The sequence below is a fragment of the Streptomyces sp. NPDC048461 genome, from assembly GCF_055587105.1.
On record NZ_JBVJGW010000010.1, the window covers coordinates 82,145 to 109,016 of the forward strand.

Below are 26,872 nucleotides of genomic sequence, written 5' to 3' on the forward strand. Positions count from 1 at the left end.
AGGCACCACCCGCACGAAAGGCTCCCTCTGCGATGTACCCCTCCGTCACGTCACCACGCCGGGTCAAGATCGGTGATGCCGCCGCCTTCGCCGGGACCACCCCGCGCGCCATCCGCCATTACCACCAGATCGGTCTGCTGCCGGAGCCCGAGCGGGGCGGTGACGGTCGCCGCCGCTACGGCTATGACGACATGATCCGTCTGCTGTGGGTCCGCAAGATGGCGGAAGCCGGAATCAGTCTGGACGACATGCGAGCCGCCTTCGACGGAGCCCGGGACCTCGAGGAGACCCTGGGCCGGCTGGAGGAGACCCTGGCCGCTCAGGAGGCCGACATCAAGCGTCAGCGCGCGGCAGTCCAGCGCTTGCGGACCGTGGGCAGCCCGCTGGGTCTGCTCTCCCCACTGGTGACGGACCGGTTCAGCCACCTGCCTCCGGGCACCTTGCGCCCCTCCGACCTGGATGCCCTGCTGGTGACGGAACGGGTCTTCGGGCCGCTGGGAGCCGCAGTCCAGGCCAGCGTGTTCATCGTGCTGGCCACCCACCCCGACCTGCGGGCCGACGCGGACCGCCTCGAGGCGGCCGACGCGGCCCTCGACGACAGCGTCGATCCCCATGACCCGCGTGTCGAAGAGCTGGCCGCACAGCACTGCGCTCACCACAGCGCTCTGGTGGAGGCCATCGAGGCGGACGGGGTGGACGCGGCCGAGGAGAAGCTCTTCGAGAGGTACGACGCCGACCTGACGGGCGAGGAGGTCTCCCGGATCAGCGCCTTCGAAGCCGTCACCAAGATGCCCTACGACTTCTCTCCCGCCCGGATGCGATGCATGGAACTCACGGCAGAACTCCTCGCCCAGGACGGCCAGGACACCCCGGACGACGACAGATGATCGCCCACGGCAGGCACGGACGGACCCGTCAGCCGCCCCTCGCCGCCGTTCGGCGGGACGCGCCGCACACGGTCCGCCGGGCTCAGGACACGAGGCCGTGCTCCCAGGCCCAAGCCGCGATCTCCACACGGTTGCGGGCCGGGAGCCTCTCCTGGATCCGGCTCAGGTGACTCTTGATGGTGCTGACGGCCAGACTCAGCTCGGTGGCGATCTCGTTGTTGGTGCGCCCGCGCGCGACGAGGGTGGCGACCTTCAGCTCCTGCGGTGTGAGGCGCTGGAGCTGTGTCGTATTCCGCTGGGCCGGAAGCCTGTTGAAGTGGCTCAGCAGCCGCACCGTGGTGGACGGTGAGATGAGCGACTCCCCCTGGGCCGCCGCGCGCACCGCTTCCACGAGCAGGCGCGAGCCCGAGTTCTTGACGATGAAGCCGTTGGCCCCGGCACGCAGCGCCTGGTAGGCGTATTCGTCCAGGTCGAAGGTCGTGACGATGACGATCCTCGTCCGGGACGCCGCGGCATGAGGGCCGGTCCGCAGCAGTCTCGTTGCCTCGAGGCCGTCGAGACCCGGCATCCGGATGTCCATGAGGCACACATCGGGGGCGAGCCGTCGTACGGCCTCGACGGCGTCGACCCCGTTGGACGCCTCCCCGACCACGGATATGCCCTCGTGGCTCTCCAGGATCAGCCGGAATCCGGTCCGTACCATCTCCTGGTCGTCGGCGATCACGACGGTGACGGTCACGGCTGGGTGCTCCTCGGGCTCGGGCCGGTCGAATCCCGACGACGCACGGCTGCCGGGAGGCAGGAACTCCAGGTTGGCACAGCCGCCCTCGTCGGGTGACGGCGGCCGCCGCCGGCTACTTCAGGGGTATCGAGGCGGCCAGCTCCCAGCCGCCCTCGGGCATGGGGCCGCAGTCGAGCTCGCCGCCCAGTTCGGTGAGCCGTTCGGTCAGCCCGATCAGGCCGAAGCCACTGGGTCGGAAGCGCGGGCGCGCGCGGTGACCTCCGGTCGCGTTGTCCCGTACCCGTATGACGACGCGGTCCCCTTCGCTCCCCAGCAGGACGTGCACGGAGGTGGCGCCGCGCGCGTGCTTGCGGACGTTGGTCAAGCCCTCCTGCACCAGCCTCTCGACCGACTTGGCCAGTTGCGGCGACCACGTGGTGCTGTCGACTTCCTCGGAAACGGTCAGCCACGTGCGCTGTTCCGGTGTGTCGGCACGGCGTACCAGATCGCCGACCCTGGTCAGTGCCGGCGTGGGCGGCGCGGCTTGCTCGCGGGTGCCGGGGTCGCGCAGCAGCCGCACCATACGGCTCATGGCCACGAGCCCGTCCTGGCCGGTCCGCTCGATGTCGGAGAACAGCAGCCGGGCGGTGGCGGCATCCCGTTCCGCGATGTGTTCGCCCGCCTGGGCCTGCACGATGATGGCCGTGACGTGATGGGCGACATGGTCGTGCAAATCGCGCGCCAGCTCCAGCCGTTCGGCCTGTCGCACCTGCTCTGCCGTCGAGCGGCGTCGGCGGTCCTCGGCGCGCAGATACACGCCCAGCAGGGCGAACGCTGCCGGCAGCAGGGTGAGGAACCCGTCCAGGGGACTGAGCAACGGCACGTCCGAGAGCCCGGGTGCCCGCTGGCCCAGCCGCGTCGTCGCGGCAAGGAGCGCGGCCGCGGAGAGCACCAGCGGCAGTCCGCGGCTGTACCGGCAGGTCACGCACATCAGGAGGAGCAGCCCGGCCAGCTCGGCCCAGCCGGGGGTCCGCTGCAGTACGGACTCCTGCACCATCGACGTCACCAGCAGCGAGAGGGCGGACGCGCCTGCGGTGAAGACGCAGGCCGTACCGTGCCGGCCGCGGCGAAGGCTGCGGGACACGACGGCCGCCGCGCAGCAGACGAGTACCCCACAGGCCACGACGGCCAGTCCGAGCCCGGTCCTGCTGACCACACCCGCATCGACCACCAGGAGGAGGACGGTGAGGAGGCCGGCCGCGAGCTCGGGAGAGGTGAGGGCGGCCGGGAGGGGGAGTCGGAGCGGGGGCGGGAGGCGGAGCGGGGGCGGCATGGCGATGAGGATAGACGCCCCTGGTCAGAGCAACGAAGGCGGGAAGACGGGTGCGTACTTTTGGTGGAGGCGGTCGCTGAGAATGCGTTCTTTGGACCGCTGTGAGGGGCGCGAACGACCGCACAGAATGGTCGGCGCACGCACCCACAGAACGTCTGGAGACCTCGTGAATTCCGCTGCTCCCCGCTTCCCCCTCGCGCACCGCGCGGCCCGCCGCACGCTGCTCGCGAGCGCCGCGACGCTGCTCGCCGCCACGACGCTGACCGGGTGCGGCCTCTTCGGCGAGAACTGGGACGTGAAGATGGAAGTGACAGGGACCGGACAGGCCGACATCGCATACAACTTCTCCGGAAAGAACAAGCAGACGAAGGCCCCGGGCGAGGCTCTGCCGTGGCAGGTCTCCCAGAACGTCGGCTTCGGCTTCAACGGCGTCGCCGTCCTCCACGCGCCGCCCGGCACGGCCTGCCGCATCTACGTCGACGGCAATCTCCGGAAGAGTTCTGACCAGCCGGACGCCAAGGGCGACGTTTCCTGCACCGTCAACCTGCAGGAGAAGTAACCCGGAACACCGTCCACTCGTCGTCACTGCCGAATGCCGCACCTGATAGCCGGGGACGGGCCGAGGATCGGTCAGCGGTCTGTCCGGGTGGCACCCATGCCACGGAAGGAGGGATTGCGCCTCCCCCGCGTGGCGGCGCCGCAGTCCTGTGGGCATCGTGACATGCATCCGGACCGAGTCCGGTGAACCGATACCGCCGTCGCGGCTTCCAGGCCGGCGGACGGGCGCGATCCGTGATCCTGCGGGAGACGGAAGAAGCAAGGAGACTCCATGGTGAACTACCGCCGGCCCGTCCTGCGACGGGTGCTGACGAGTGCGGCGATCGGCCTCGTCCTGGCCGCCACGGGTCCCGCGGGGCTCGCGCAGGCCGACGGGGGCGGGGCTTCGGCCTCCACCGGTACGGACGCCTCCAAGGCGCGCGCGGTATGCCCGCCCACGACGCTGTGGGCCAACACCGGCGGAGCCGCCCGGAACCTCATCCAGTACGACACCACGGGCACCACGCTCAGCACCGCTCCGCTCGTCCGCGACTACGGTGACATCGCGTTCAGCCCGAACGGATCGACCCTGTACGGGGTCGACTTCCCCGGAGCAGCCGGTTCGACCACGCTGTACACCATCGATCCGGTCACCGGTGCGGAGACGGCGAGCACGCCGATCACCGGACCACTCGCCGCGGTCACCCCGACGCCTGCAGTCAACGGCCTGACCGCCCGCGCGGACGGAACGCTCCTCGCCGGTTCGTTCAGCACGAGCCAGATCTTCCTGATCGACCCCGCCACGGGCGTCTCCACCCTGTTCCCGGTCTCCTTCCCTGCCGGCATCGTCTCGGCGGGTGACTTCATCACCCTGGACGACGGCGACGTCCTGGCCTTCGGCGCCCCGGACGCCGCGGGTCCGTCCACGGTCTTCCGTATCCGCCCCGACAACAGCATCATCCAGATCGGCACGGCCCCCCAGACCTTCGGTGCGGCCAAGTCCGCCGGGACCGTCTACTCGTTCGCCTCCAACGGCGACATCAACCTGCTGAACAGCCTGCCCACCACCGCTTCGACCGCGGCGCTGCCGGTCACGACCGTCGAGGCGACCGGCCTCGGCTTCTACGGCGCCACCTCCACCCAGGACGCCGGCACCTGCGTCACGCCCGCCTACACGATCTCCAAGACGGCCACGCCGGCCAGAACCGTCAGGGAGGGCGACACCATCACCTACCGGGTCACCGTCCGCAACACCGGCACCACGGCCGCGAGCGGCGACTTCACCGACGACCTGAGCGGTGTCCTGGACGACGCCACCCTCGTCCCCGGCTCGGTCACCTCCACCACCGGCACCGCGACCGTCACCGGCGACAACCTCGCCTGGACCGGCACCCTCGCGACCGGCGCCACCGCGACCGTCACCTACAGGGTGAAGGTCAACACCCCCGACACCGGCGACCACCGGCTGGTCAACGTCGCCGCCCCCACCGCGCCGGGCGGCACCTGAACCACCTCCCGCGCCTGCACCGTCACCATCAAGGTCAAGGCCGAGGACTGCGACAAGCCCGGCCACGGCAAGCCCGGCCACCACCACGGCGACGAGCCCGGCCGCGGCCACGACGACGACATGCGGAAGCAGGACGTCTCCCCCTCCTGACCGTCACACACTGCGGTTCACCGACACAGCGGTCCGTGAAGGACAGCGATCTCCACAGGCAGAGACCGAGCCGCACGTGACCGGTTGAACGCACCATGCTCTGCACCATCGCGGCCATCGCCGACCAGCCGGTGGGCGACAGCGCGAGGAACCGGGCAGTCAGGGCCGTCTTCCCCACTCTCTCGTGGGCGAGACGGCCCTGTTGTCGTCCGTGCCGCGCGGGGGCTGACACGGCAGTCGCCAAGGAGGCACGCCGGCCTCGCCGGCCGGGGCCGGACCGTTCGGCGAACCCCCGGCGCCGACGCTCGGAACGCCCCCGGACCACGGATTCGACGGCAGCCAGCCCCGCACATGACGTCGAGGTGGTCGGGCAGTACAGTGCGCGCCGTGGAGATACCCGACTGGTACGTCTGGATCGTTCTCGGTCCAGCCGTTCTGCAAGCTCTTGGCCTCGTCCCCATCGTCCGCCGGCTCCGCGGACCCGACCCGGTGCTGCGCTCCCAGGCGCGTCTCGAACTACTCGATACTGTCGCCACCCTGATCCTCATGAGCGGCCTGTTCCTGACCCTCACGCATGCGGAAGACTGGTTCTGGCTCGCCGCCACCGGCTTCGCGCTCCTGACCGCCGGCTACGTCGCCAAGGGCGTCCGGCACTTCCGCGCCCGCCGCAGCAGCGCTTCCTGATCCAGTCCCCACGTACTCCTGCCCGCGGCGCCCGCCGCAACGCCCCGGTCGCGGCGTGCCATTCGGCCCGCCCCGGCCCTCCAGGGAGCGGGCGCCGGGGCCGCTCCCTGCGTTCCCTCTCTGCGACGTCATGGCCTCCGGCGGCCAGACCTACGACTACGTCGGCAGCATCATGGGCGAAGGAGTCCCACCGAGGGGCTCCGGCCCGCAGCCAGCGCGGTGGCGGGGCGCGGATCCGGCCACGGTTCGAGTGGGGAACGCCGTTGTCCCGCCGGGTCCGTGACGGCCGAAGGGCACGCGAGTGAGTCCCGGGCGGGCGGCGGTCGGGGGGACCTGCGGTGCCGGGACGGCGGGCGGGCGGGCGGTGAGGTTCCGGGGCTCCGGGGTTCTCAGCTGCGATGACCGTGGATTCGTGGGCCGGTCCGATGCGATCAGATGGTCCAGACCATTGACCTCGGGTTGGGCTGCTCCCTAGCATCGGTGCCGTCGGGGCGGTCGCTCCGCGAGGCCATTCGGACCCTCGGGCACGCCTGCCTCCATGTCCGGAACCGTTCGTCTGGGTATGCCCGGTTCCCCTCCGCACGACGCCCTCAGGAGCCACGTGCCCGCACATCGAACAGGAGCTCTCATATGGTGACCTCGGGAGCCGAGCCGCCGGCCGACGGCGTGGGAGAGGACCCCGGGGTGCTGTCCGTGGGACAGGAACGGCTCTGGTTCCTCGACCAGTTGGAGCCTGGTGACCCGGCGTACAACATCCCGTACGTCCTGCGGCTGCGCGGTTCGCTCGATGCCGCGGTGCTGGGACGGGCCCTCGACGGTGTCGTCGCCCGGCACGAGGCCCTGCGCACGCGGTTTCCCGCCGCGGACGGGCGGCCGTCGGCGGTCGTCGACGACGGCGCGACCGTCCGCCTCGACCGGCGCGATCTGCGCGGCCGCGGTGCGCGGGAGCTCGCCGAGGTGCTGGGCCCGCTCGTCAACGGGGGCTTCGACCTCGGCGCCGGACCGCTGGTCCGGGCGGCGCTGCTGCGGACCGGCGAGGAGGAGCACCTGCTGTGCCTCGTCCTCCACCACATCGTCGCGGACGGCTGGTCGCTCGGGCTGCTCCGGTCCGAACTCGCCGACCACTACGCGGCCTTCAAGGAGGGGCGCGACCCGGCCCTCTCCCCCGTGCCCTCCTATCGGGCGCACGCCGCCGCCGAACGTGCCTGGCTCGAAGGTCCCGAAGCCGCCGCCGCACTGGCGTACTGGCGTGAGCACCTGGCCGGTGCGCCCGCGTTGGAGCTGCCGATCGACCTGCCCCGGCCGGCCGTGCCGAGCAGTCGCGGCGGCTACCACACCAGGGTGCTGGGCGGGATCGGGCCCGCGCTGGACAGTTTCGCGCGCGCCCACCGCGTCACGCCGTTCATGGTGCTGGCCACCGCGTACATGAGTGTGCTGCACCGGAGCACCGGGCAGGACGACTTCTGCGTGGGCGTCCCCACCGCCGCGCGGGACACCGTGGAGAGCGAGCGGACGATCGGCTACTACTCCTCCGCCCTCGTGCTGCGGGCCGGCTTCGCCGGAGTCCCCACCTTCACGGAGGTGCTGCGCAGGACCCGCTCGGACTGGATGCGCGCGCTCACCCACCGGCGCGTCCCCTTCGAGCGGCTCACGGAGGCGCTGCGGCCCGAGCGGGACACGGGGCGCACGCCCGTCTTCCAGACGCTGCTGGCGGTCCACACGCACGGGGGCGGTGCGCTCGGGGAGCAGGACTTCGCCGATCTGCAGGGCACCGAGACCGACGGCGGGCACACCGCCGCCAAATTCGAACTCGGTCTGGACATCCGGCCCGAGGGGGACGATCTGCACGCCGTCTTCGGCTACCGCACCGACCTGCTGCACGCGAGCACCGCCGCCGCGTTCGCGTCCCGCTTCGAGATGTTCCTGCGAGCCGCGCTGGCATCCCCTCAGACACCGGTTCACCAGCTGCCGCTCCTCGACGCGGACCAGCTCCGGTTCCTCGCGGACGGATCCCGAGGGCCGGACCTCGCCGGTCCCGCGCCCTCGACCGTGCTCCGCGCCATCGACACGGCGGCGGCCGAGGCGCCCGGCGCCCTCGCCGTCCTCGGGCCCGACGAGAGCCTCACGCGCGGCGCCCTCGCCGACGCCTCCCGAAGGCTCGCCGCCCGGATGGCCGCGCACGGCGTCACCCGCGGCGACCTGGTCGCGCTGTGCCTTCCCCGGGGACCGGGGGCCGTCGTCGCCATGCTCGCGGCGTGGCGGCTCGGCGCGGGCTACCTCCCGCTCGACCCCTCGTACCCCGCCTCCCGGCTCGACTTCATGCTGCGGGACAGCGGTGCCCCGCTCCTCGTCACCCCCGACGGGACGCGGCCCGACGGCTTCCCCGCCGAGCTGCCCGCCGGGCTCCGGCTCCTGTCGCCGGTGCCCGGCCCGGCGGAGCCGGTGCCCGGGACCCCGCCGGAGCCGTCTGCGGGGGCCGGGCCCGAGGACCCGGCCTACCTCATCTACACGTCCGGGTCGACGGGGACTCCGAAGGGCGTGCTGGTGCCGCACCGGGCGCTCGCCGCGAGGGTCGCGTGGATGCGCGAGGGCTACGGCCTCACCCCCGAGGACCGGGTACTGCAGTACGCGACGCTCTCCTTCGACACCAGTGCCGAGGAGCTGTTCCCGGCGCTGGCCGCGGGCGCCGTGCTCGTCACCGCGCGGCCCGGCGCCGCCCTGCCCGACCAGCTGGCCGAGCCGTACTCCGCGGGTGTCACCGTGCTCGACCTGCCGACGCCGTACTGGCACCACCTCGTCGCCGACCTCGACGAGACGCCCTGGCCGGACCGGCTGCGCCTGCTCGTCCTGGGCGCCGACCAGGTCCAGCCGCACGCCGTGGCCGCCTGGAGGGGGCGGTTCGGCGACCGGGTGCGGCTGGTCAACTCGTACGGGCCCACCGAGACGACGATCATCGCGACCACGGCGGACCTCGGCGACCAGGACGGTGTCACCCGTCCCCCGATCGGGCGGCCGATCGGCGCGACCACCGTCGCGGTCCTCGACCGGCACGGCGGCCGGGTGCCCCCCGGCACCCCGGGTGAGCTCGTCATCGGCGGTGCGGGGGTGGCCGACGGCTATCTGGGCAGGCCCGGCGCGACCGCCCGTGCGTTCGTCCCCGACCCCGACGGGCCGCCCGGCGCCCGCCGCTACCGGACCGGCGACCTCGTGCGGCACCGGTCCGACGGGGCGCTGGAGTTCCTGGGGCGCATCGACGACCAGGTCAAGGTGCGCGGCTACCGGGTGGAGCCCGGGGAAGTGGAGGCCGCGCTCCTCGCGCTGCCGGGTGTCGGGCGGGCGGCGGTGACCGTGCGCGGGGACGTCCTCGTCGCGTACGTGGTCCCCGCGCCGGACGGTCCCGCTCCGGGCCCGGTCTCCCTGCGCGGCGATCTCGCCGCCGTCCTGCCGCCGCACGCGGTCCCCCATGCCTTCGTCCTGCTGGACGCGCTGCCGCTCACCCCGAACGGCAAGCTCGACCGTGCCGCGCTGCCGGCCCCCGACGTCCCGGCCGCGGCGCGGGCTCCGTTCGAGCCGCCGCGCACGGAGGGCGAGGAGCTCGTCGCCGAGGTCTGGTGCGAGGTGCTCGGGGTCGACGGGATCGGTGCGCACGACGATTTCTTCGCCCTGGGCGGGCACTCACTCCTCGCCACCCGGGTCATCGCCCGCGTCCGCGCCGCCATCGACGTGGCCGTACCGCTCCGCGCCCTGTTCACCCACCGCACGGTGGCCGCCTTCGCCGAGGCCGTCGAAGCCGCCCTGGCCGCCGAGATCGACGTCCTGTCCGAGGCCGACGTCGCCGAACTCCTGGCCTCGCAGGACGCCCTGGAAGGAAACCGACCGACGTCATGAGCAGCACCGACACCACGACTGCGGCCGACCCGGCCCCGGAGGCCGGGCCCCCGCCCGGGTCGTCCCCCACCTCCGGCACCCTTCCTCCGACGGCCGCCGGCGCTGCCGCGCCCGCCCTGTCCGGCGCCAAGCGGGAGCTGCTTCGGCGGCGGCTGGCGTCGCGGGCGAAGCGGTCGGCCGTCATCCCGCGCCGGGCCCCCGGAACGCCCGTTCCGCTCTCCTTCGCCCAGGAACGCCTGTGGTTCATGGAGCAGTTCGCGCCCGGGACCTCCGCGTACAACATCCCCGTCGTGCGGCGCCTGCGCGGCGCGCTGGACGCCGAGGTCCTGCGGGCCGCGCTCGACGCGAGCGTGGCCCGCCACGAGACGCTGCGTTCGCGCTATCCGGCGACCGAGGACGGGCGTCCGCTGCTCGTGGTCGATCCGCCGGGACCGGCGGCGTTCGCCGTGGTGGAGGCGGCCGACGAGGCCGCCGCCGAGGGGATCGTGGACGAAGCCGCCGCGGTCCCGTTCGATCTGGAGGAGGGGCCGCTGCTGCGGGCCCTGCTGGTGCGGCTCGCCGACGACGACCACGTCCTCCTGCTGCTCGTCCACCACAGCGTGAGCGACGGCTGGTCCAGCGAGGTGCTCCTCGGGGAGGTCCTGCGGAGCTACGCGGCCCGGGTGGCCGGCGCGCCGGACCCGCTGCCGGAGCTCCCGGTGCAGTACGGCGACTTCGCCCTGTGGCAGCGCGAGCGGCTGAGCGGTGAGCGGCTGGCCGGGGAACTCGCGCACTGGGGGCGCGAGCTCGCCGGGATCGAGCCTCTGGAGCTGTCGTTCTCGCGGCCGCGGCCGCCCCGGCAGACGTTCGAGGGCGCCGGCTACGCCTTCGCCGTGGACCGGGCGCTGCTCGACCGGCTGGCCGCCCTCGGCGACCGGCAGGGCGCCACCCTCCACATGGTGCTCCTGGCCGCGTTCCAGGCCGTGCTGTCCCGGTACGCCGGGCGCCACGACTTTGCCGTCGGCTCGCCGGTCGCCGGCCGTCCGGAGGCCGAACTGGAGCCGCTGGTCGGCATGTTCGTGAACGTGCTCGCGCTTCCGGCACGGCTCGGCGGGGATCCGACCTTCGCCGAGCTGATCGCCCGCACGCGCGAGACCTGCCTCGACGCGTACGCCCACCAGGAGCTGCCGTTCGCCCAGTTGGTGAGCGAGCTCAAGGTGCCCCGGGACGTCTCGCGGCCTCCGGTCTTCCAGGCCGTCCTCGCCGTGCAGAACTACGCCGTCCAGCGCGACGGGGGCGAGCTTGAACTTCCCTTCGACGTCGTGCCGTTCGGGGTGCGGGCGAGCGGCACCCGGTTCGACGTCGAGCTGTTCCTCCAGGAGTGGCCGCAGGGGATGCACGGCTCCTTCAACTACAACACGGACCTGTTCGCCGAGGAGGACGTCGCCGCGCTCGCGGCCCACCTCGGACGGCTGCTCGCCGCCGTGGCCGACGACCCCGGCCTTCCCCTCTCCGACCTCGGCCTCCTCACGGACGAGGAGCGGGCGTTCGAGGTGGAGCGGTTCAACGACACCGCCGTCGAACGGCCGGCCACCACCCTGACCGCGCTCTTCGACCGGCAGGTCGCCCGGACCCCGGAGGCCGTCGCGGTCGCCGTCGAGGACCGGCCCGCCCTGACCTACCGCGCTCTGGCGGACCTGGCCGACCGGATCGCCGGCCGGCTCGCCGCGGAGGGCGTCGGCCCCGGCGACCTGGTCGCCGTGAGCGCCGAGCGCTCGCCGGAGCTCGTCGCCGGGCTCCTCGGGGTGCTGCGCACCGGAGCCGCGTACACCCCGCTCGAACCGGACTATCCGGCCGAGCGCCTGGCCTTCCTCCTCGCCGACAGCGACGCCAGGATCCTGCTCACGCAGCGCGGCCTCGCCACCCCCGACGGCTGCAGCGCCCGCGTCCTGCTCCTCGACGATCCCGCCGAGTGGCCGCGCGCCCGCGACCTGCCCGCCGGTCCACGGCCGCAGGACACCGCGTACCTCATCTACACCTCCGGCTCGACCGGCCGCCCCAAGGGGGTGCCCAACACCCACCGGGGCATCGCCAACCGCATCCAGTGGATGCAGGACCGGTATCTCATCGGTCCCGGCGACGCGGTCCTGCAGAAGACCCCGACCGGGTTCGACGTCTCGGTCTGGGAGTTCTTCTGGCCACTGGCCGCCGGGGCGCGGATCGTTCTCGCCAAGCCCGGCGGACAGCGGGACAGCGGCTACCTGCGCGACCTCATCGTGTCCGCCGGCGTGACCGTCGCCCACTTCGTGCCGACCATGCTCACCACGTTCCTGACCGAGGAGGGCGTGGAGGACTGCACGGGGCTGCGGCGCGTGGTGTGCAGCGGCGAGGCACTGCCTCCGGACACCGCCCGCGAGCTCGTCTCCCGGCTGCCCGGTTCGTCCCTGGCCAATCTGTACGGTCCGACCGAGGCCGCGGTGGACGTCTCGGCCTGGGAGTGCACGGGGCCGATGGAGACCGTGCCCATCGGTCTCCCCGTCGACAACACGCGCCTGTACGTGCTCGACGAGCGGCTGCGCCCGGTGCCGCCCGGCGCCCCCGGGGAGCTCCACATCGGCGGGACCGCCGTGGCCCTGGGCTACCACCGGCGGCCGGGGCTGACCGCCGCGCGCTTCGTGCCCGACCCGTACGGCCCGCCGGGAGCCCGGCTGTACCGGACCGGGGACCTGGCGCGGCGGCGCCCGGACGGCATGCTCGAACACCTCGGCCGGATCGACCAGCAGGTCAAGCTGCGCGGGCTGCGGATCGAACCCGGCGAGACCGAGGCGGCGCTCCGTGCGCAGCCGGGGATCGCCGATGCCGCGGTCGTCCTGTACGAGGACCGGCCCGGCGGTGGCCGTCTCGTGGGCTACCTGGTGGCCGCCGCGGGCGCCGAGGAGCCCGATCCGTCGGCGCTGCGCGCCACGCTGCGCCGGAGCCTGCCCGACCATCAGGTGCCGACCGCGTACACCGTGGTGCCCGCGCTGCCGCTCACCCCGAACGGCAAGCTGGACCGGCGGGCCCTTCCGGCGCCGACCGTCCACCGGGCGGCCGGGGCCGCCGAGCCGGAGACGCCGGCCGAGGTCCTGCTCGCCGAGATCTGGGCGGAGGTCCTGGGGCTGCCGCGGGTGGGCGCCGACGAGGACTTCTTCGATCTCGGCGGTCATTCGCTCCTCGCTACCCAGGTCGTGGCGAAGGCCCGTAAACGGCTGACGGAGGCCGGGGCCCGGCCGATCAGCGTGATGGACCTGTTCACCCAGCGGACCGTCCGCGAGCTCGCCGCCGTCGCCGACCGGGACGAGCGGGAGCGCGGGCCCCGGTCCCTGCTGCACCGGCTCACCCGCGCGATCCCCGCCGAGCGGCGGCGGCTCACCCTCGTGTGCGTGCCGTACGGGGGCGGCAGCGCCGTCGTGTACCAGCCCGTCGCCGACGCGCTGCCGGCCGACACCGAGCTGTGGGCCGTCGCCATCCCCGGGCACGACCTCGGTGTGACCGAGGAGCGGCTCTCCTTCGACGACCTCGCGGCCGGTATCGCGGCGGAGGTCCGGGAGCAGGTGCAGGGCCCGCTCGTGGTCTACGGCCACTGCGCCGTGGGCACGGCGCTCGCGGTCGCGGTCGCACGGTCCCTGGAGGCGTCCGGGCGCGAGCTGGAGGGCGTGTACGCGGGCGCCCAGTACCCCTTCGCGAAGCCGCGCAGCCGGGTGCTGACGGCCCTCGGGAAGATCGCCTCGCTGGAACCGCTGGTCGGCGACCGGACCTACGCCAACTGGCTGACCGGCATGGGCGTCGACACGTCCGAGCTCGACGAGGAGCAGGTGCGGTTCGTGATCGGCAACATGCGCCGGGACACCCGGGCCGCGGAGGACTGGTTCACCCGGGTCATCGCGGAGGTGGCCGACGGGGCTCCGCGGCTGCGGGCGCCCCTGGTCTCGCTGGTCGGCGACCGGGATCCGGCCGCCGACTTCTACCAGGAGCGCTACCGCGAGTGGCTGCTGCTGGCCGAACGCTCGGCAGTGGCCGTGCTGGACGAGGGCGGGCACTTCTTCATCTCCTACCGGGCGGCCGAGGTCGCGGAGGCCGTCACGAGCGTGCACCGTGCCGTCCTGGACGGCACGACCGCGGCACTGCCGGTGGCGGACCCGGAGAACTCCTGGTGGTTCCACGGCGAGACCGGTCCCGCCGCCGGCCGGCCGGCACCAGTGGGCGCCGGCCCGGGGGGTGAACCCGGTCCGGCTGCGGCAGCCGATGACGGAACGGACGCGGGCGTGGAGGCGGGTGCGGGTACGGGTGCGGGTGCGGGTGCCGACAAGGACGCGGACCCGGACGCAGACACGGACCAGGACAAGGACGCGGGACCTCAGCCCGGCATGGGTCGGTTCCTGCTGGTGGCGGGCGGTCAGCTCGCGTCCATCATCGGGTCCGCGCTCACCGAGTTCGCCCTGCCGATCTGGATCCTCCTGGAGACCGGGTCGATGGCCCGCTACGCGCTGTACGCGGTCGTCGCCATGCTCCCCGGCATCCTCGTCGGACCGCTCGCGGGGGCGCTCGTGGACCGGATGGACCGGCGCACGGTGATGCTCGCGGGCGACATCGCGGCCGGGGCCACGCAGGCCGGGCTGCTCGTCCTGCTCCTGACCGGCCAGCTGCGGTCGTGGGAGGTGTACGTCCTGCTCGGCGTGCTGTCCGTCTCGCTGACCTTCCAGCGGCTCGCCTACTCCTCGGCCGTGCCGCAACTGGTTCCCAAGCGCTATCTGGGTCACGCCAACGGCATCGTGCAACTCGCCTTCGGCACCGCACAGTTCGTGGTGCCGCTGGCAGCCGTCGCCCTCATGGCGGCCATCGGCCTGCAGGGCATCCTCATCATCGACGTGATCAGTTACGTGCTCGCCATCGGGGTCCTGCTGGCGGTCCGGTTCCCGCGCACGCTGCCCTGGACCCGGCGCGAGTCCCTCGTCGCGGAGATCCGCAACGGCTTCGCCCACGCGTGGCGGCGCCGCGGCTTCCGCTCCATGCTGCTGTGGTTCGCCGGGCTCAACATCTTCCTCTCGCCGCTCTTCCTCCTCACCACCCCGCTGGTCCTCGCCTTCGACGACCTCGGCGGAGCGGCCCGCGTGGCGGTCGCGGGCGGCGCCGGGGCCCTCCTGGGCGGGGTGGCCATGGGCTTCTGGGGCGGTCCGCGGCGGCAGCGGATGCGCGGCATGCTCGCCCTCGCCGGACTCCTGGCCCTGGCGGGCGCCGTCACCGGACTGCGCGCGAACCTGTGGGTGGTGGCCCTCGGGGTCTTCGGGATGTCCTTCGCCCTCGCCCTCGTCAACGGGATCTACGCGACGATCGTCCAGACGAAGGTGCCGCAGCGGTTCCACGGGCGGGTGTTCGCCCTCAACACGCTGATCGCCTGGTCCACCCTGCCGCTGGGCCACGGGATCGTCGCCCCGCTCGGCTCCGCCTTCTTCGGCCCGCTGATGGAGCCGGGCGGCGCCCTCGCCCCGGTCTTCGGGCCGCTCATCGGCACCGGGCCCGGCCGTGGCATCGCCCTGATGTACGTGCTGTTCGGGCTCGCGATGGCCGGGCTGGTCGCCCTCGGCCTGCGGCTGCCGTCGCTGTCCCGTTTCGACCGCGACGTGCCCGACGCGGAGCCGGACGACCTGCTCGGCCTGCGGGAGCGGGCCCGGGCCGCCGCGGACCGGCGGGCGAAGGCGGGCGCCGCGTGATCCGCCGCCGCCCCGGGGCCGGACGCGGCCCGGCGGGGCCCGTCCCGGCGCCGCCCGCAACCCTGGCGGAACTGCTCGCCCACCGGGCCACCGCGCACGGGGAGCGTACGGCGATCGTCAACGGGCCGGTCCGGCTGGGCTTCGCCGAGTGGCAGGACCGCAGCGGGGCCCTGGCCGGCGCGCTGCGGCAGGCCGGGCTGACCGCCGGGGACCGGGTGGTGCTGTGGTTCGGCACGGAATCGTGGACGCAGTACGCGGTGGCGTTCCTCGCCGTCCTGCGGGCCGGCGGCGTCGCCGTACCGCTCTCCGACCGGACGTCGCCGGCGGGCACACGGCACGTCTTCGCGGATGCGGGGGCACGCTTCCTGGTGTCCGCGGGTCCTGGGCTGCCACCGGGGATCCCGCCGGGCGTACGGGCTCTCGTCGAGGACGACGCGTCCGGGCACCCGGCCCTCCCCGGCCCGCCCGCGCCCGACCCGTCGGCCCCGGCCCAGATCCTCTACACCTCGGGCACGACCGGGGCGCCCAAGGGGGTCGTGGCGGCGCACGCGAACCTGGTGCACGGCTGCACGCGCGACGAGCGGCGCCGGCCGCTGCGCCACTCCCGTACCTTTCTGCACGCCTTCCCCGTCGGCAGCAACGCGGGCCAGACCATGCTCGTCAACGCCCTGAACGCAGAGGCGACCTGTGTCACCGCGCCGCAGTTCACTCCGGCAAGGTTCCTGCGGGCGGTCGCCGAGCACGGCGTCGGCAGCGTCTTCGTGGTCCCCGCCATGGCGATCGAGCTCCTCGGCTCGCCGGCCTTGGCCGCGGCCGCCGACGCCGGCGGCCTCGGCACCGTACGCCTGGTGGGGTCGACGGCGGCGGCACTGCCGCAGCAGGTCGCGCTCGATCTGAGCCGGGCGTTCGCCCCGGCCCAGATCGTCAACTACTACACGTCGACGGAGGCCGCCCCCGCCCAGGTCACGCTGCTCTTCGACCCGGCCCGGCCGCAGTCGCCGGGCCGGCCCGCATCGCTGGCCGATCTGCGCGTCACGGACGATGCGGGACGCCCGGTGCCGCCCGGCGGGGCCGGTGAGCTCTGGCTGCGCTCCCCCACCGCCCCGCGCGCCTATCTGGGGGGCGGCGACGTGGAGGTGTTCCACGGCGGCTGGACCCGGATGGGCGACCTCGGTCGGGTCGACGAGGACGGTTTCCTCCATCTGGTCGACCGCGAGCGCGACGTCGTCAAGTCCGGTGGCCACAAGGTCTCCACGCTCCAGGTCGAGAACGCCCTGCACGCCCACCCGGACGTGCTGGACGCCGCCGCGGTCGGTGTCCCGCATCCCGTCCTGGGGAGCGTCGTCGCCGCCGGCGTGGTGCCGCGCGGCACGGACCCGGTGGGCAGTGGCGGTGACCGCGACCGGCTGACCGCGAGCACCCTGCGGGCCTTCCTGCTCGGCCTGCTGTCCCCCCACGAACTCCCCGCCCCGATCGTCTTCCTCGACTCGCTCCCCCGCAACGAGGGCGGCAAGGTCCTCAAGCGGGAGCTGCGCCGGATCCTCACCCCCGACCCCCGCGAGGCCACCCCATGACCCACCCCACGACCCGGCCCGGCCCGGCCCGGCTCAGCCCGGCCCAGCACGGCATCTGGCTCACCGAGCGCGCGCTCGACACCGGAGCCGCCTACCACCTGGCCGTCACCCTCGACCTCGCCGGACCGCTCGACACCGGGGCACTCGACCTGGCCTGCCGGGCGGTGGTCTCGCACCACCCGGCGCTGGCGACCCGGCCCGGACCGGACGGCTCCGTCCACCCCTGCGAGGCACCGGCCCTGCGGCGCGCGGACTGCGCACCGCGGGAACTGGACGCCGCCCTGGCCCGGGAGCTGGCGGCGCCGTTCGACTCAGGGACCGGCCCCCTCTGCCGCTTCACCCTGTTCCGCACCGGCCCCGAGCAGCACGTCCTGCTGGCCGTCGTCCACCACCTGGTCCTCGACGGCGAGTCCAAGGACCGGCTCGTTTCCGATCTGGCCACCGCCTACCGGGGTGAGCCCCTGCAGCCCGCGCCCGCGGTTCCGGGGGACGCACCCGGGCCGGAGGCGCTCGCCGCCGCCCGCGCGTACTGGGCGGAGCGCGGGTACGCGCCGGGCTCGCCCGTCCTGCCGTGCCTCGCACCGCCCGCGGACGGGGGCCTGGTGGCGGCGCCCGGCTCCGAGGTGCCCTTCCGGCTCGACTCCGGGCGCTGCGACGCGCTCGCGGAGGCCTCCCGCAAGCTCGGCGTCACCCGTTTCGAACTGCTCCTGGCCGCCTGGCAGGCACTGCTCGTCCGGTACGGGGACCCCGCGCCGGCGACGGCGGTGGAGCTGTCCCTGCGGGCGCCCGGCGCTGCGGTGGGCGTCGGAGTGGCCGTCAACGAACTGCCCCTGAGCGTCGGTCCCGTCGGCGACGGCCCGCCGATCCGGCTGCCGTTCGAGGAATGGGTGCGCGCGGTGCGGGGCGAGCTGCGGGCCCTGTACCCGCACCGGTCCGTCCCCCTGGGGCAGGCCGTCCTGGGCCTCACCCCGCGGACCGCGCTGACCCCGCTGTCGGTGAGTTACCGGCGGCGGCCCGCGGCGCCCGCGCCGGACTTCGGGGCGGTGACCGCCGGGGTGCGCTGGATCGGCTTCCCCGGCGCCGTCCGCAACCTCCTGCACCTGCAACTCGTGGACAGCGGCGACGAGGTCCACGGCAGTGCCCAGTTCCGGACCGGGGCGCCCTTCGGCCGGGCTTCCGGGGCGGGCGACGCGGACGGCGGCGGGTGCCTCACCTCCGCCGCCGTCCGCCGGATCGTGGGCCACTGGACGCGGCTGCTCGACGCGGCCCTCGCCGACCCCACGACGCCGCTGGGCGACCTGCCCCTGCTCGACGAGGACGAGCTGCGCGTCCAGCTCGCCGCTCCCGAGCCGCGTCCTGAGCTCACCGCGCGCACCGTCCCCGCACTGCTCGCCGTCCAGGTTCGGGAGCGCCCGGACGCGGTCGCCGTCGTCTCGGACGGCGAGCGGATCACGTACGCCGAGCTGGCCGGCCGGGTCGCGCACGCCGCGGCAGCGCTCGTCCGGCACGGTGCCGGGCCCGGATCCCTCGTCGGGATCGGGCTGCCGCGGGGCCTGGACCAGCTCGTCGCCGTCCTCGGCACGCTGGCCGCCGGGGCGGCCCACCTGCCGCTCGACCCCGGCTACCCGGCGGAGCGGCTGGCCTTCGTCCGCGCGGACGCGGGCTGCACGCTGTGTGTCACCCGCACCGCTCGGGAAGCCGGCGACCTGACACCGGCGGACCTCGCCCCGAGGACCGGCGCCGCCGTGCCGTCCCTCCCGACGCCCGACCCCTCCCTCCCCGCTTACGTGCTCTACACCTCGGGGTCCACCGGACTCCCCAAGGGCGTCGAGGTGCCGCACTCCGCCCTCGGCAACCTCCTCGGCAGCCTCGCCGAGCAGCTCGGCTCCGGCCCTGAGGACCGCTGGCTGGGCCTGACCTCGCTGTCGTTCGACATCTCCGCCGTCGAACTGCTGCTGCCCCTCACGACCGGGGGGCGCGTCGTCCTGGTCCCCGAGGGCGCCCACCGCGACGGGCCGGCGCTGGTCGACCTGATCGGCCGGGAGGGCGTCACCCATGTGCAGGCCACACCCAGCGGCTGGCATCTCCTCCTGGACGCCGGCCTCGAAGCCCGCGCCCCCGTCCCGACCGCGCTCACCGGGGGCGAGGCCCTGCCCGCCGGGCTGGCCGCCCGGCTGACGGCCGCGACCGGGCGGCTGGTCAACGTGTACGGCCCCACCGAGACCACCATCTGGTCCACCCTCGCCGAGCCCGCCCTGGCCCCCGACGGCTCCGTCGGCCTCGGGTCGCCGCTCGCCAACACCCGCGCCTACGTCCTCGGCAGCGACGCCAGGCCGGTGCCGTACGGGATCTCCGGCGAGCTGTACCTGGGCGGCGCCGGGGTGGCGCACGGCTACCGGGGCAGGCCCGGCCTGACCGCGACCCGGTTCCTGCCCGACCCGTACGGGCCGCCCGGCAGCCGCATGTACCGGACCGGCGACCTGGTCCGGCGCGGTCCCGGCGGGGCGCTGGAGTTCCTCGGCCGCTCGGACGGCCAGGTGAAGCTGCGGGGCCACCGGATCGAACTGGGCGAGATCGAGTCCCGGCTGGCCGGGCACCCCGCCGTCGCCCAGGCGGCGGCCGTCCTGCACGGGCCGGAGGCCGACCGCCGCCTCATCGCGTACGTCGTCCCGGCCGGCGCGGCCCCGCACCCGGAGGAGCTGCGCTCCTTCCTGGCCGGCCTCCTCCCCGAGGCCGTGCTCCCGGGGGCGTACGTGGTCCTGGACGCCTTCCCGCTGACGCCCAACGGGAAGCTGGACCGTGCCGCCCTGCCGGAGCCGGAGTCCCTGCGCCCCCAACCGGTGGCGGCGCCGTCGCGGGACGAGGAGCTCGACCAGGTCGGCGCCGCCGTGCTCGCGGTCTGGCGCGAGGTGCTGGACCTCGACGACCTCACCCCGGACGAGGACCTCTTCGACCTGGGCGGCCACTCCCTGATCATCACGGCCATCGCCGCCCGGATCCACCAGCGCCTCGGGGTGGTCGTCCCGCTGGACGCGTTCTTCGACACACCGACCGCCCGCGACATCGCCGACATCGTCCGCGCCCTGCACGAGGAGCAGCAGTGAGCAATGAGATCCGTTACGCCGTCGTCGTCAACGACGAGGAGCAGCACGCCCTCTGGCCGGAGGGCGCCCCGCTGCCCGAGGGCTGGCGGCCCGAGGGCTTCACCGGGACGGAGGAGGAGTGCGTCGCCCATGTCGACCGGGTCTGGCCCGACATCCGTCCGCTCAGCCTGCGCCGCCGGCTGGCGGCCGGGCACGGCGCCGGTCCTGCGGAGACCCGATGAGCACGGCGGGAGGCGCCCGGCCCGTACCGCCCGGCGCACCGTCCCGGGGAGGTGACGACAACGCAACGGAGCCGCTCCGCCGGGAGCTGGCCGCACTCGTATCGCGGTCCACCGACGGGCTGCTGGGCGTGCGGGAACTCCTGGCCTCCACCGCGCCGCTGACGGACCTCGGCGTCGGCTCGCTCTCGCTGCTGCGTCTGGTCGACGCCGTGGAGGGCACGTACGGCGTCTTCGTCGACCTCGGCGACCGGAGCCTGTACGCCGAGGATCTGCGCGGGCTGACGGAGCGTCTGGTCCGGCTGGGGGCGGCGCCCGTGGCGGCGGAGTCCGCGCCGTGAGCCCGGTCGGTACGGGGGCGGCCCCCGGGCGGCAGGCTCCTCCCGGGGCCGCTCGGACCGGGGACGAGGTCCTGGAGGTCCCCTTCGCCGCCGGGCGGTCGGGCGAGGCGCCGCTCACCTGGGGCCAGCGCGCGATCTGGCACGCGATCGGCAGGACGGCCCCCAACGACCACTACTTCAATCTCGGCAGGGTCCTGCCCCTGGCCGACCGGGGCGTACCGGTGGACACCGATCGTCTGCGTTCGGCGCTCGGCGCCCTGCTGTCGCGGCACGAGGCACTGCGCACGCGGGTGGTGGACGCGGACGGCGAACCGGCGCAGCGGCTCCACGCGGAAGGACGGGTGAACCTCGTCGTCCGGGACGAGCCCGATCCGGAACGGGCCGGGAGGACCGCCGCGGCGCTGTTGGCGGAGCTGGCCGGACGCCGGTTCGGGTATGCGCAGGAGTGGCCGGTGCGGCTGGGTGCGGTCCGCAGCGGCGGCCGGATCACCCACGCGGTGCTGGCCCTGTGCCATCTCGCGGCCGACGGGCACGCCGCGGAGGTCCTCGTACGGGACCTCCGGCTGCTGGTGCGTCGTGGTGCGGCCGGCCCGGTCTGTGCGCAGACCCCGCTGGACCTGGCCCGGCACCAGCACGGTCCGGCCGGGCGGCGGGCGAGCGAGGCGGCGCTGGCGCACTGGGAGCGCGGGCTGGCGCTGGTACCGCCGACGATGTTCGAGGAGCGGGTGGCCCGGCCGCTGCGGCCCCGGTTCTGGACGGGCCGGCTGGTGTCGGCGGCCCTGCCGCGTGCCGTGGACGCGGTCGCGGCGGCCCACGGGGTGAGCGGCTCCACGGTGCTGCTGACCGCGGCGGCGGCCCTGGTCGCGGCCGGGCAGGGGCACGGGGCCGCCGCGGTCATGCCGATCGCGGGAAACCGGGCGGCGGAGGAGCGGCGGACCCTGGTCAGTACCCTGTCGCAGGATGCGCTGTTCGTCCTGGAGCTGCCCGAAGACCCGTCCGGGGAGGCGGTCTTCACGGACCTGCTGGCCGGGGCGTGGCCCGCCGCGCTGGCCGGGTACCGGGCCGCCGCCTACGATCCGGTCGGCTGGGACGCACTGCTGGAGCGGGCGGCCCGTGACCGGGGCACCGAGGTCCATCCGTACTGCTGCTTCAACGACATGCGCCTCGTGGACCGGGCGGCGGCGTCCGTCCCGGCCCCCGGCGCGCAGGAGCTCGCCGGGCTGCGCCGCCGCACCGTCCTGGACTTCCCGGCGACGCAGGAGCGGGTGGCCTGCCGGTACTGCCTCCATGTGACCGGTGACGCGGCCGCGCTGACCGTCACCCTCACCGCCGACACCGCCTACCTGCCGCCGGACGCGATCCACGCCCACCTTCGGGGCATCGAGGAGGTCGTCGTCGCGTCCGCCGCCGGCGCCCCACCGCCGCTCTCCGGGCTGGCGGGGCTCCTCGCGGGACCGGAGGCCGGCCGGTGAGCGGGGGGTGCGTACCCCGGCCGCTCGCCCACGCCGACACCACGTCCTGCGTCCAGGGCGGGCGGATGCGGTTCCACGTGGCGGCGGGCGACGGGGCCCGGTTCGCGGGCCGGGTGGTCGTCACGGACGCGGTGGCGGAGCGGGTCGTGGCCGAGGCGGACCTCGCGGGGCCGGGCTGGACGCTCGACGTGCCGGGCACATGGCCGAGTTCGCTGTACGTCGCGTCCTTCCACGACGCCCGCCCCGAGGTGCCCGCACCCGAGCGGGACGCCGAGCACGAGGTGTGGTTCGTCGTGCGGGCGGCGCGGCCGGGCGGCTCCTCCACCGTGCTCGTGTCCGTGCCCTTCCCCACCTGGCGGGCCTACCACCGGGCCGGCGAGCCGGGCCGGAGCATCTACTACGCGGAGCAGCCCACCCGCGCGGCCCGGGTCTCCCTCGCAGCGCCGGGCGGCGGGCCGCCGCCGGAGCGGTGGGAGGAGCCGCTGCTGCGCTGGCTGCACCGGACCGGGCGCAGCGTCGAGTACTGCTCGGGATTCGACCTGCACGGCGGCGCCGGTCTCCTGGCCCCGTACCGGCTGCTGGTGGTGAACGGGCACGACGAGTACTGGACGGCGCAGATGCGCGACGCCGTCGAGGGGTTCGTGCGGCGCGGCGGGAACCTCGCCGTCTTCGCCGGGAACACCGCCTGGTGGCAGATCCGGCTGGAGGACGGCGGCCGCACGATGGTCTGCCACCGCGACGCCGCCGCCGACCCGGTCGCCGCCGTGGACCCGGCGCGCACGACCGTGGAGTGGTCGAGTTCCCCGGTCGACCGGCCGGAGAACTCCATGACCGGGGTCAGTTTCCGGCAGGGCGCCGGGGCGTGGGGCGAGGGCATGGCCCTGATCGGCCGCGAGGAGTACACGGTCCGCTTCGCCGACCACTGGGTCTTCGAGGGCACCGGACTGCGTGACGGGGACACCTTCGCGCGCGGCGCCCTGGGCTACGAGACGGACGCGGCGGAGCTCGACTGGTCCGCCGGGGTGCCGCGGGCCACGGGCCGGGACGGAACGCCCCGGTCGTTCGCCGTCCTCGCCACCGCCGACCTGCGGCACTGGCGGACCTACGGCCAGGGCGGCTGGGCGACCATGGGGGTGTTCCGTGCCGGGGCCGGCAGCGTTTTCAACACCGCCACCATCAACTGGGGCCGCGCGCTGGACGATCCGGTGGTCGACCGGATCACCCGCAACGTCTTCGACCGGCTTTCGGGCGCTGTCCCGGCCCCGCGCTGGCACGCGGTCGGCCCGGCACCCCGCCTGCGGGCACTCACCGTGTGCGAGGGGCTGTTGTTCGCCGTCGCCGAGGACGGCCGGACCGTGCTCCACCGCGAGCCGACCGAGCAGAACCTCCCGTGGACCCCCTGCCCGCCCGTCGACGGCGATCCGTCCCCCGAGCTGCGCTGCCTGACCGCGCCGCGCGAGGCCTCCCACCCGATGCCGCTGGCCCTGCTGGCGGTGACCGGTGACGACCGGCTGGTGCACAGGGCCCCGGTGCCGGGGCCCGCTCCGTGGCTCCCGGCCGGGCGGGTTCCGGCGGGGACGACGGCCCTGGCGATGTGCGACAACAGCCTGTTCGCGGTGACTCCGCACGACGACACCCTGTACCAGCGCCCGGCGGGCGACTTCGACGCACCGTGGCGGCGCCTGGGCCCGGCGGGCAAGGCGTCCGCGCTGGCCGTCCTGGGCGCCCGCCTCTACGCCGTGACCCCCGACGGCCTCCTCACCCGTCCGCCCGTCCTCACCGAGTCCTGGTTCGCGCCGTCCGCTCCCCCGGTCGCCTTCCCGCCGGCCAGGGCCCTGACGGCGTACTCGGGTCGCCTGCTGGCGGTGACGGAGGACGACCTGCTGATCAGCCACCCGGGGGTGCCGTAGCGGCCGCGGGGCCCGGGGAATGGGTGAAGGGCCCATGGTGATGCCGATCGGGGTTCCGGGCCACCGGCATGTCCGCGTACCCGAGCCCGCTGCCCCGTGCAGGCTGGGGCGGCGGAGAACGTGACGTCCGCCGATACGCTCGCTCGCGGGCCCGGGCGGCCGGCCATTGCCGGAGGAGAGCAGAGCCCCGGCTGCGTCCCGGCCGCCGTCCGGATACCGCCGCTGCTGAACTTCACCGGGCGGCTCCGGATGGACCAACGTGCTCCCCCGGCCTGGACACGGGGTGGCTCCAGTCGCTCATTCGCCGGTGCGCGGGTCCGCCCCACCGACTACAGGCCCCTCGCGGGAGGCTCCGTACTCGGCCGTCGCGGTCTCCTCCGCCCGCAACCTCCCCGACCAGCCGAATCCCCACCGCCCGAGGTTCCCGTGGGCCCGCTGGGGGCATACCGGCGGGCCCACTGCAGGCGGCCGCCGGATGCTGACGCGAACGACCCGGGACCGGCGAGGCGCGCCCGTCGCAGCCGAGGACCCCGGGGCGACGGCCGGGCCGCTCCCCGGCGTGGCTCCGTGCATGGACGAGACCCTGGGCCTGCCCGACAACGACGAGGGGTACGCTGGGCGGCCCGTTAGGGGGGCCGGTCCGAGTTCCTCCACGGCAAAAGTCCCTCTGCGTCGCCTCAGCGCGCCGGCCCAAGCCCTTCCGGGAGCGCAGCCGCCACGAGGTCCACGGCCTCCTCGGGCGTCTCGGTACGCGCGACCAGCTCGCCGTCGTTCCGCACCCCGTAAAGCCCCCCGTCGTAGGGGTAGATGGCGTACCCGACCCGAGCCTTCCAAGCCTCTTCAACACGGGTGGAGAACCTGAGGTTGAAGTGGCTGTTGACCGGCATCAGCCGGCGCAGCACCGGCTGGGCGTACGCCGCCGCCAGCAGCGCGTGGGCGCGCGGGTGCCGGTTGTACGGCGGCATGTGGATACGGTCGAGCTTGACCCACCACGTCAACTCGACGGCGCCGAACGGCTCCCGCTCGTGGGCGAGAGCCCAGGGCCTGAACCGGACGAATGAGGCGCATGCGTGGGTCTCCCTGAGCCCCTCGCCACCCGTCCACGCCACCGTCGCCGTGACAACCTCGGTCAGATCCGCAGTCCACCCCCAGGCCAGAGGCGTGCCATTGTTCCGAAGGTTCACCTGGAAGGTCCGCTGCCCCTCGCGGGGTGGGTGCACCATCACGCGCCGCCCGCTTCCCGCGTCAACGTACTCCGCAAGGCGTCCCCCGTTCTCCCCCGACTCCGGCAGGCCGAGCCCAAGGCCCTCGGCCGTACGTCTCAACGCAGCCCGGAGAGCCCCGTGATCGTTCCAGCCACCCTCACCACGTCCCGCCCCGATGCCCATCACCCCACCCCAACGGCTCCGAGGCTATCCGGCGCTGCGCGGCGGCAGCCGGCGTGTGATCCGGTCGAACAGCTCTGTCAGCGGTTCGCCGACGTCCTGCCCGAACTCGGTCAATCCGTACGTGACCTGGGGCGGCGTGGTGGGCTCGACCTCCCGCCAGACCAAGCCGTCCTGGACCAGCGCGCGCAGGGTCTGGGCGAGCATCTTCTCGCTGATGCCCTGAATGCTGTCGCGCAGTTCGTAGAACCGCAGAGCGTTGCTCCGCAGGGAGATCAGCACCCAGATCCCCCACCTGCTGGTCACGTGGTCGACCACACCGCGCGCTGGGCAGTCGGTGTGAAACACGTCATACCGCTTCTCCGGACCGGCCTGGATGAGCTGCGCGCTTTCCGTCACGTGATGAGCTTACCAACAGGTATGTCCTTACGAAGAGTTAGCCCTGCTCCTAGCGTCGTACCCACAGAAGGACGTCCGACAAGGAGCTGATCATGATCGTGGTGACCGGGGCTACCGGCAACATCGGCCGGCCGTTGACGCAGGCGCTCGCCGAGGCCGGCCAAGAGGTGACGGCTGTGTCGCGGCATACGGCCGCGGTGCCGGGCGGGGTTCGCCACGTGGTGGCCGACCTGGCCCGGCCGGCCGGCCTCAGGCCCGTACTGGCCGGGGCGAAGGCGCTGTTCCTCCTCCTCTCCGGCGACCTGCACGGCGCCGAGGCCGACCCTGCCGCCGTGATCCGCGCAGCCGCGGCCGGCGGGGTCCGCAGGGTCGTGCTGCTCTCCACGCTGGGCGTGGTGACCAGGCCCTTCGGCGCGACGCGGATCGCGATGCGCGCATTGGAGGACACACTGCGGGAGTCAGGCCTGGAATGGGTCGTCCTGCGGCCGGGCGGCTTCGCCTCCAACGCTCTGTGGTGGGCCGAATCCGTCCGCACACAGCAGGTCGTCGCCGCACCCTTCGGCGACATCGGGGTGCCGATCATCGACCCGGCGGACATCGCCGCGGTCGCGGCGGCGTGCCTGATGGAGGACCGTCACACCGGCGGCGTCTACGAGTTGACCGGCCCGGAGGTGATCACTCCGCGCCGGCAGGCACAGGCCATCGCCGCCGCGCTGGGCTCGCCGGTCGGATTCCACGAACTCACCCGCGCCGAGGCCAGGGCCGCCATGGCCCAGAGCATGCCGGCGGAGCTCGCCGACGACACCCTGGACATACTCGGTTCCCCGAACCCGGCCGAACTGCGTGTCAGCCCGGATGTCCAGCGCGTCCTCGGCCGCGCCCCGCGCCCCTTCGCCGACTGGGCCGCCCGCAACGTCGCCGCATTCCGCTGAGACCGGTCAGCGCCGCGCCTCCTGCCCCGAAGGCAGCGTCCGCCTCTGGCCACGCCGGCACGCCCCTCGAGTACGACGTCCTCGACCCGCCCCAGCCCCCA

Annotated in this window: 17 protein-coding genes; 13 read left to right on the forward strand and 4 right to left on the reverse strand. The window is 74.3% G+C overall.

The window, feature by feature from the left end; genetic code table 11:
* Nucleotides 1-32 precede the first annotated feature (32 nt).
* Entirely contained in the window at nt 33-887 is an 855-nt protein-coding gene (locus ACZ6S8_RS19020) for a MerR family transcriptional regulator (protein WP_469457141.1), read from the forward strand.
* 82 nt (nt 888-969) lie between these two features.
* Here the strand turns inward: ACZ6S8_RS19020 and ACZ6S8_RS19025 are convergent, their stop codons facing one another.
* Both ACZ6S8_RS19025 and ACZ6S8_RS19030 read right to left on the reverse strand, forming a co-directional pair.
* Nucleotides 970-1,626, reverse strand: a complete 657-nt coding sequence (locus tag ACZ6S8_RS19025) for a response regulator transcription factor (RefSeq protein WP_469457143.1) — start codon at nt 1,624-1,626, stop codon at nt 970-972.
* Nucleotides 1,627-1,741: 115 nt separating this feature from the next.
* Nucleotides 1,742-2,941, reverse strand: coding sequence for a sensor histidine kinase (locus tag ACZ6S8_RS19030; protein WP_469457145.1), 1,200 nt, complete (start codon nt 2,939-2,941; stop codon nt 1,742-1,744).
* A gap of 166 nt (nt 2,942-3,107) precedes the next feature.
* On the opposite strand from ACZ6S8_RS19030, the gene ACZ6S8_RS19035 reads away from it, so the two are divergent.
* From ACZ6S8_RS19035 to ACZ6S8_RS19085, 11 genes are all read left to right on the forward strand, one after another.
* Complete coding sequence (locus ACZ6S8_RS19035; RefSeq protein WP_469457147.1) at nt 3,108-3,500, forward strand: hypothetical protein; 393 nt, start codon at nt 3,108-3,110, stop codon at nt 3,498-3,500.
* Nucleotides 3,501-3,770: 270 nt separating this feature from the next.
* Entirely contained in the window at nt 3,771-4,985 is a 1,215-nt protein-coding gene (locus ACZ6S8_RS19040) for a DUF7927 domain-containing protein (protein WP_469457149.1), read from the forward strand.
* A gap of 537 nt (nt 4,986-5,522) precedes the next feature.
* Nucleotides 5,523-5,819, forward strand: coding sequence for a hypothetical protein (locus ACZ6S8_RS19045; RefSeq protein WP_469457151.1), 297 nt, complete (start codon nt 5,523-5,525; stop codon nt 5,817-5,819).
* A 630-nt stretch (nt 5,820-6,449) separates the two neighbouring features.
* Nucleotides 6,450-9,707, forward strand: a complete 3,258-nt coding sequence (locus ACZ6S8_RS19050) for an amino acid adenylation domain-containing protein (protein ID WP_469457153.1) — start codon at nt 6,450-6,452, stop codon at nt 9,705-9,707.
* Nucleotides 9,704-15,436 carry a non-ribosomal peptide synthetase/MFS transporter gene (locus ACZ6S8_RS19055; protein ID WP_469457156.1) on the forward strand — a complete coding sequence of 1,911 codons (5,733 nt, stop codon included), beginning with the start codon at nt 9,704-9,706 and terminating at the stop codon, nt 15,434-15,436. Before ACZ6S8_RS19050 ends, ACZ6S8_RS19055 begins: the two co-directional genes overlap by 4 nt.
* Complete coding sequence (locus ACZ6S8_RS19060) at nt 15,433-17,010, forward strand: class I adenylate-forming enzyme family protein (RefSeq protein ID WP_469457158.1); 1,578 nt, start codon at nt 15,433-15,435, stop codon at nt 17,008-17,010. Before ACZ6S8_RS19055 ends, ACZ6S8_RS19060 begins: the two co-directional genes overlap by 4 nt.
* Nucleotides 17,007-20,114: a non-ribosomal peptide synthetase gene (locus ACZ6S8_RS19065; protein ID WP_469457160.1), complete on the forward strand. Its 3,108-nt coding sequence runs from the start codon at nt 17,007-17,009 to the stop codon at nt 20,112-20,114. The genes ACZ6S8_RS19060 and ACZ6S8_RS19065 overlap by 4 nt, the downstream gene beginning before the upstream one ends.
* Nucleotides 20,111-20,335, forward strand: a complete 225-nt coding sequence (locus ACZ6S8_RS19070; protein ID WP_469457162.1) for an MbtH family protein — start codon at nt 20,111-20,113, stop codon at nt 20,333-20,335. The genes ACZ6S8_RS19065 and ACZ6S8_RS19070 overlap by 4 nt, the downstream gene beginning before the upstream one ends.
* On the forward strand, nt 20,332-20,673 hold the full coding sequence (locus ACZ6S8_RS19075; protein ID WP_469457164.1) for an acyl carrier protein: 342 nt from the start codon (nt 20,332-20,334) through the stop codon (nt 20,671-20,673). Before ACZ6S8_RS19070 ends, ACZ6S8_RS19075 begins: the two co-directional genes overlap by 4 nt.
* Nucleotides 20,670-22,145, forward strand: a complete 1,476-nt coding sequence (locus ACZ6S8_RS19080; RefSeq protein ID WP_469457166.1) for a condensation domain-containing protein — start codon at nt 20,670-20,672, stop codon at nt 22,143-22,145. The genes ACZ6S8_RS19075 and ACZ6S8_RS19080 overlap by 4 nt, the downstream gene beginning before the upstream one ends.
* 65 nt (nt 22,146-22,210) lie before the next feature.
* The gene (locus tag ACZ6S8_RS19085) at nt 22,211-24,055 is read left to right on the forward strand and encodes a N,N-dimethylformamidase beta subunit family domain-containing protein (protein WP_469457452.1); all 1,845 of its coding nucleotides are present in this window, start codon (nt 22,211-22,213) and stop codon (nt 24,053-24,055) included.
* A gap of 677 nt (nt 24,056-24,732) precedes the next feature.
* On the opposite strand, the gene ACZ6S8_RS19090 is transcribed toward ACZ6S8_RS19085, so the two are convergent.
* Together ACZ6S8_RS19090 and ACZ6S8_RS19095 are read right to left on the reverse strand one after the other, a co-directional pair.
* On the reverse strand, nt 24,733-25,239 hold the full coding sequence (locus ACZ6S8_RS19090; protein WP_469457168.1) for a DUF6193 family natural product biosynthesis protein: 507 nt from the start codon (nt 25,237-25,239) through the stop codon (nt 24,733-24,735).
* Nucleotides 25,240-25,467: 228 nt separating this feature from the next.
* Entirely contained in the window at nt 25,468-25,839 is a 372-nt protein-coding gene (locus tag ACZ6S8_RS19095) for a winged helix-turn-helix transcriptional regulator (protein ID WP_469457169.1), read from the reverse strand.
* Nucleotides 25,840-25,931: 92 nt separating this feature from the next.
* Between ACZ6S8_RS19095 and ACZ6S8_RS19100 the strand changes: the two genes are divergently transcribed.
* A complete protein-coding gene (locus tag ACZ6S8_RS19100) occupies nt 25,932-26,771 on the forward strand; it encodes an SDR family oxidoreductase (RefSeq protein WP_469457172.1) in 840 nt (279 codons plus the stop codon).
* Nucleotides 26,772-26,872 lie beyond the last annotated feature (101 nt).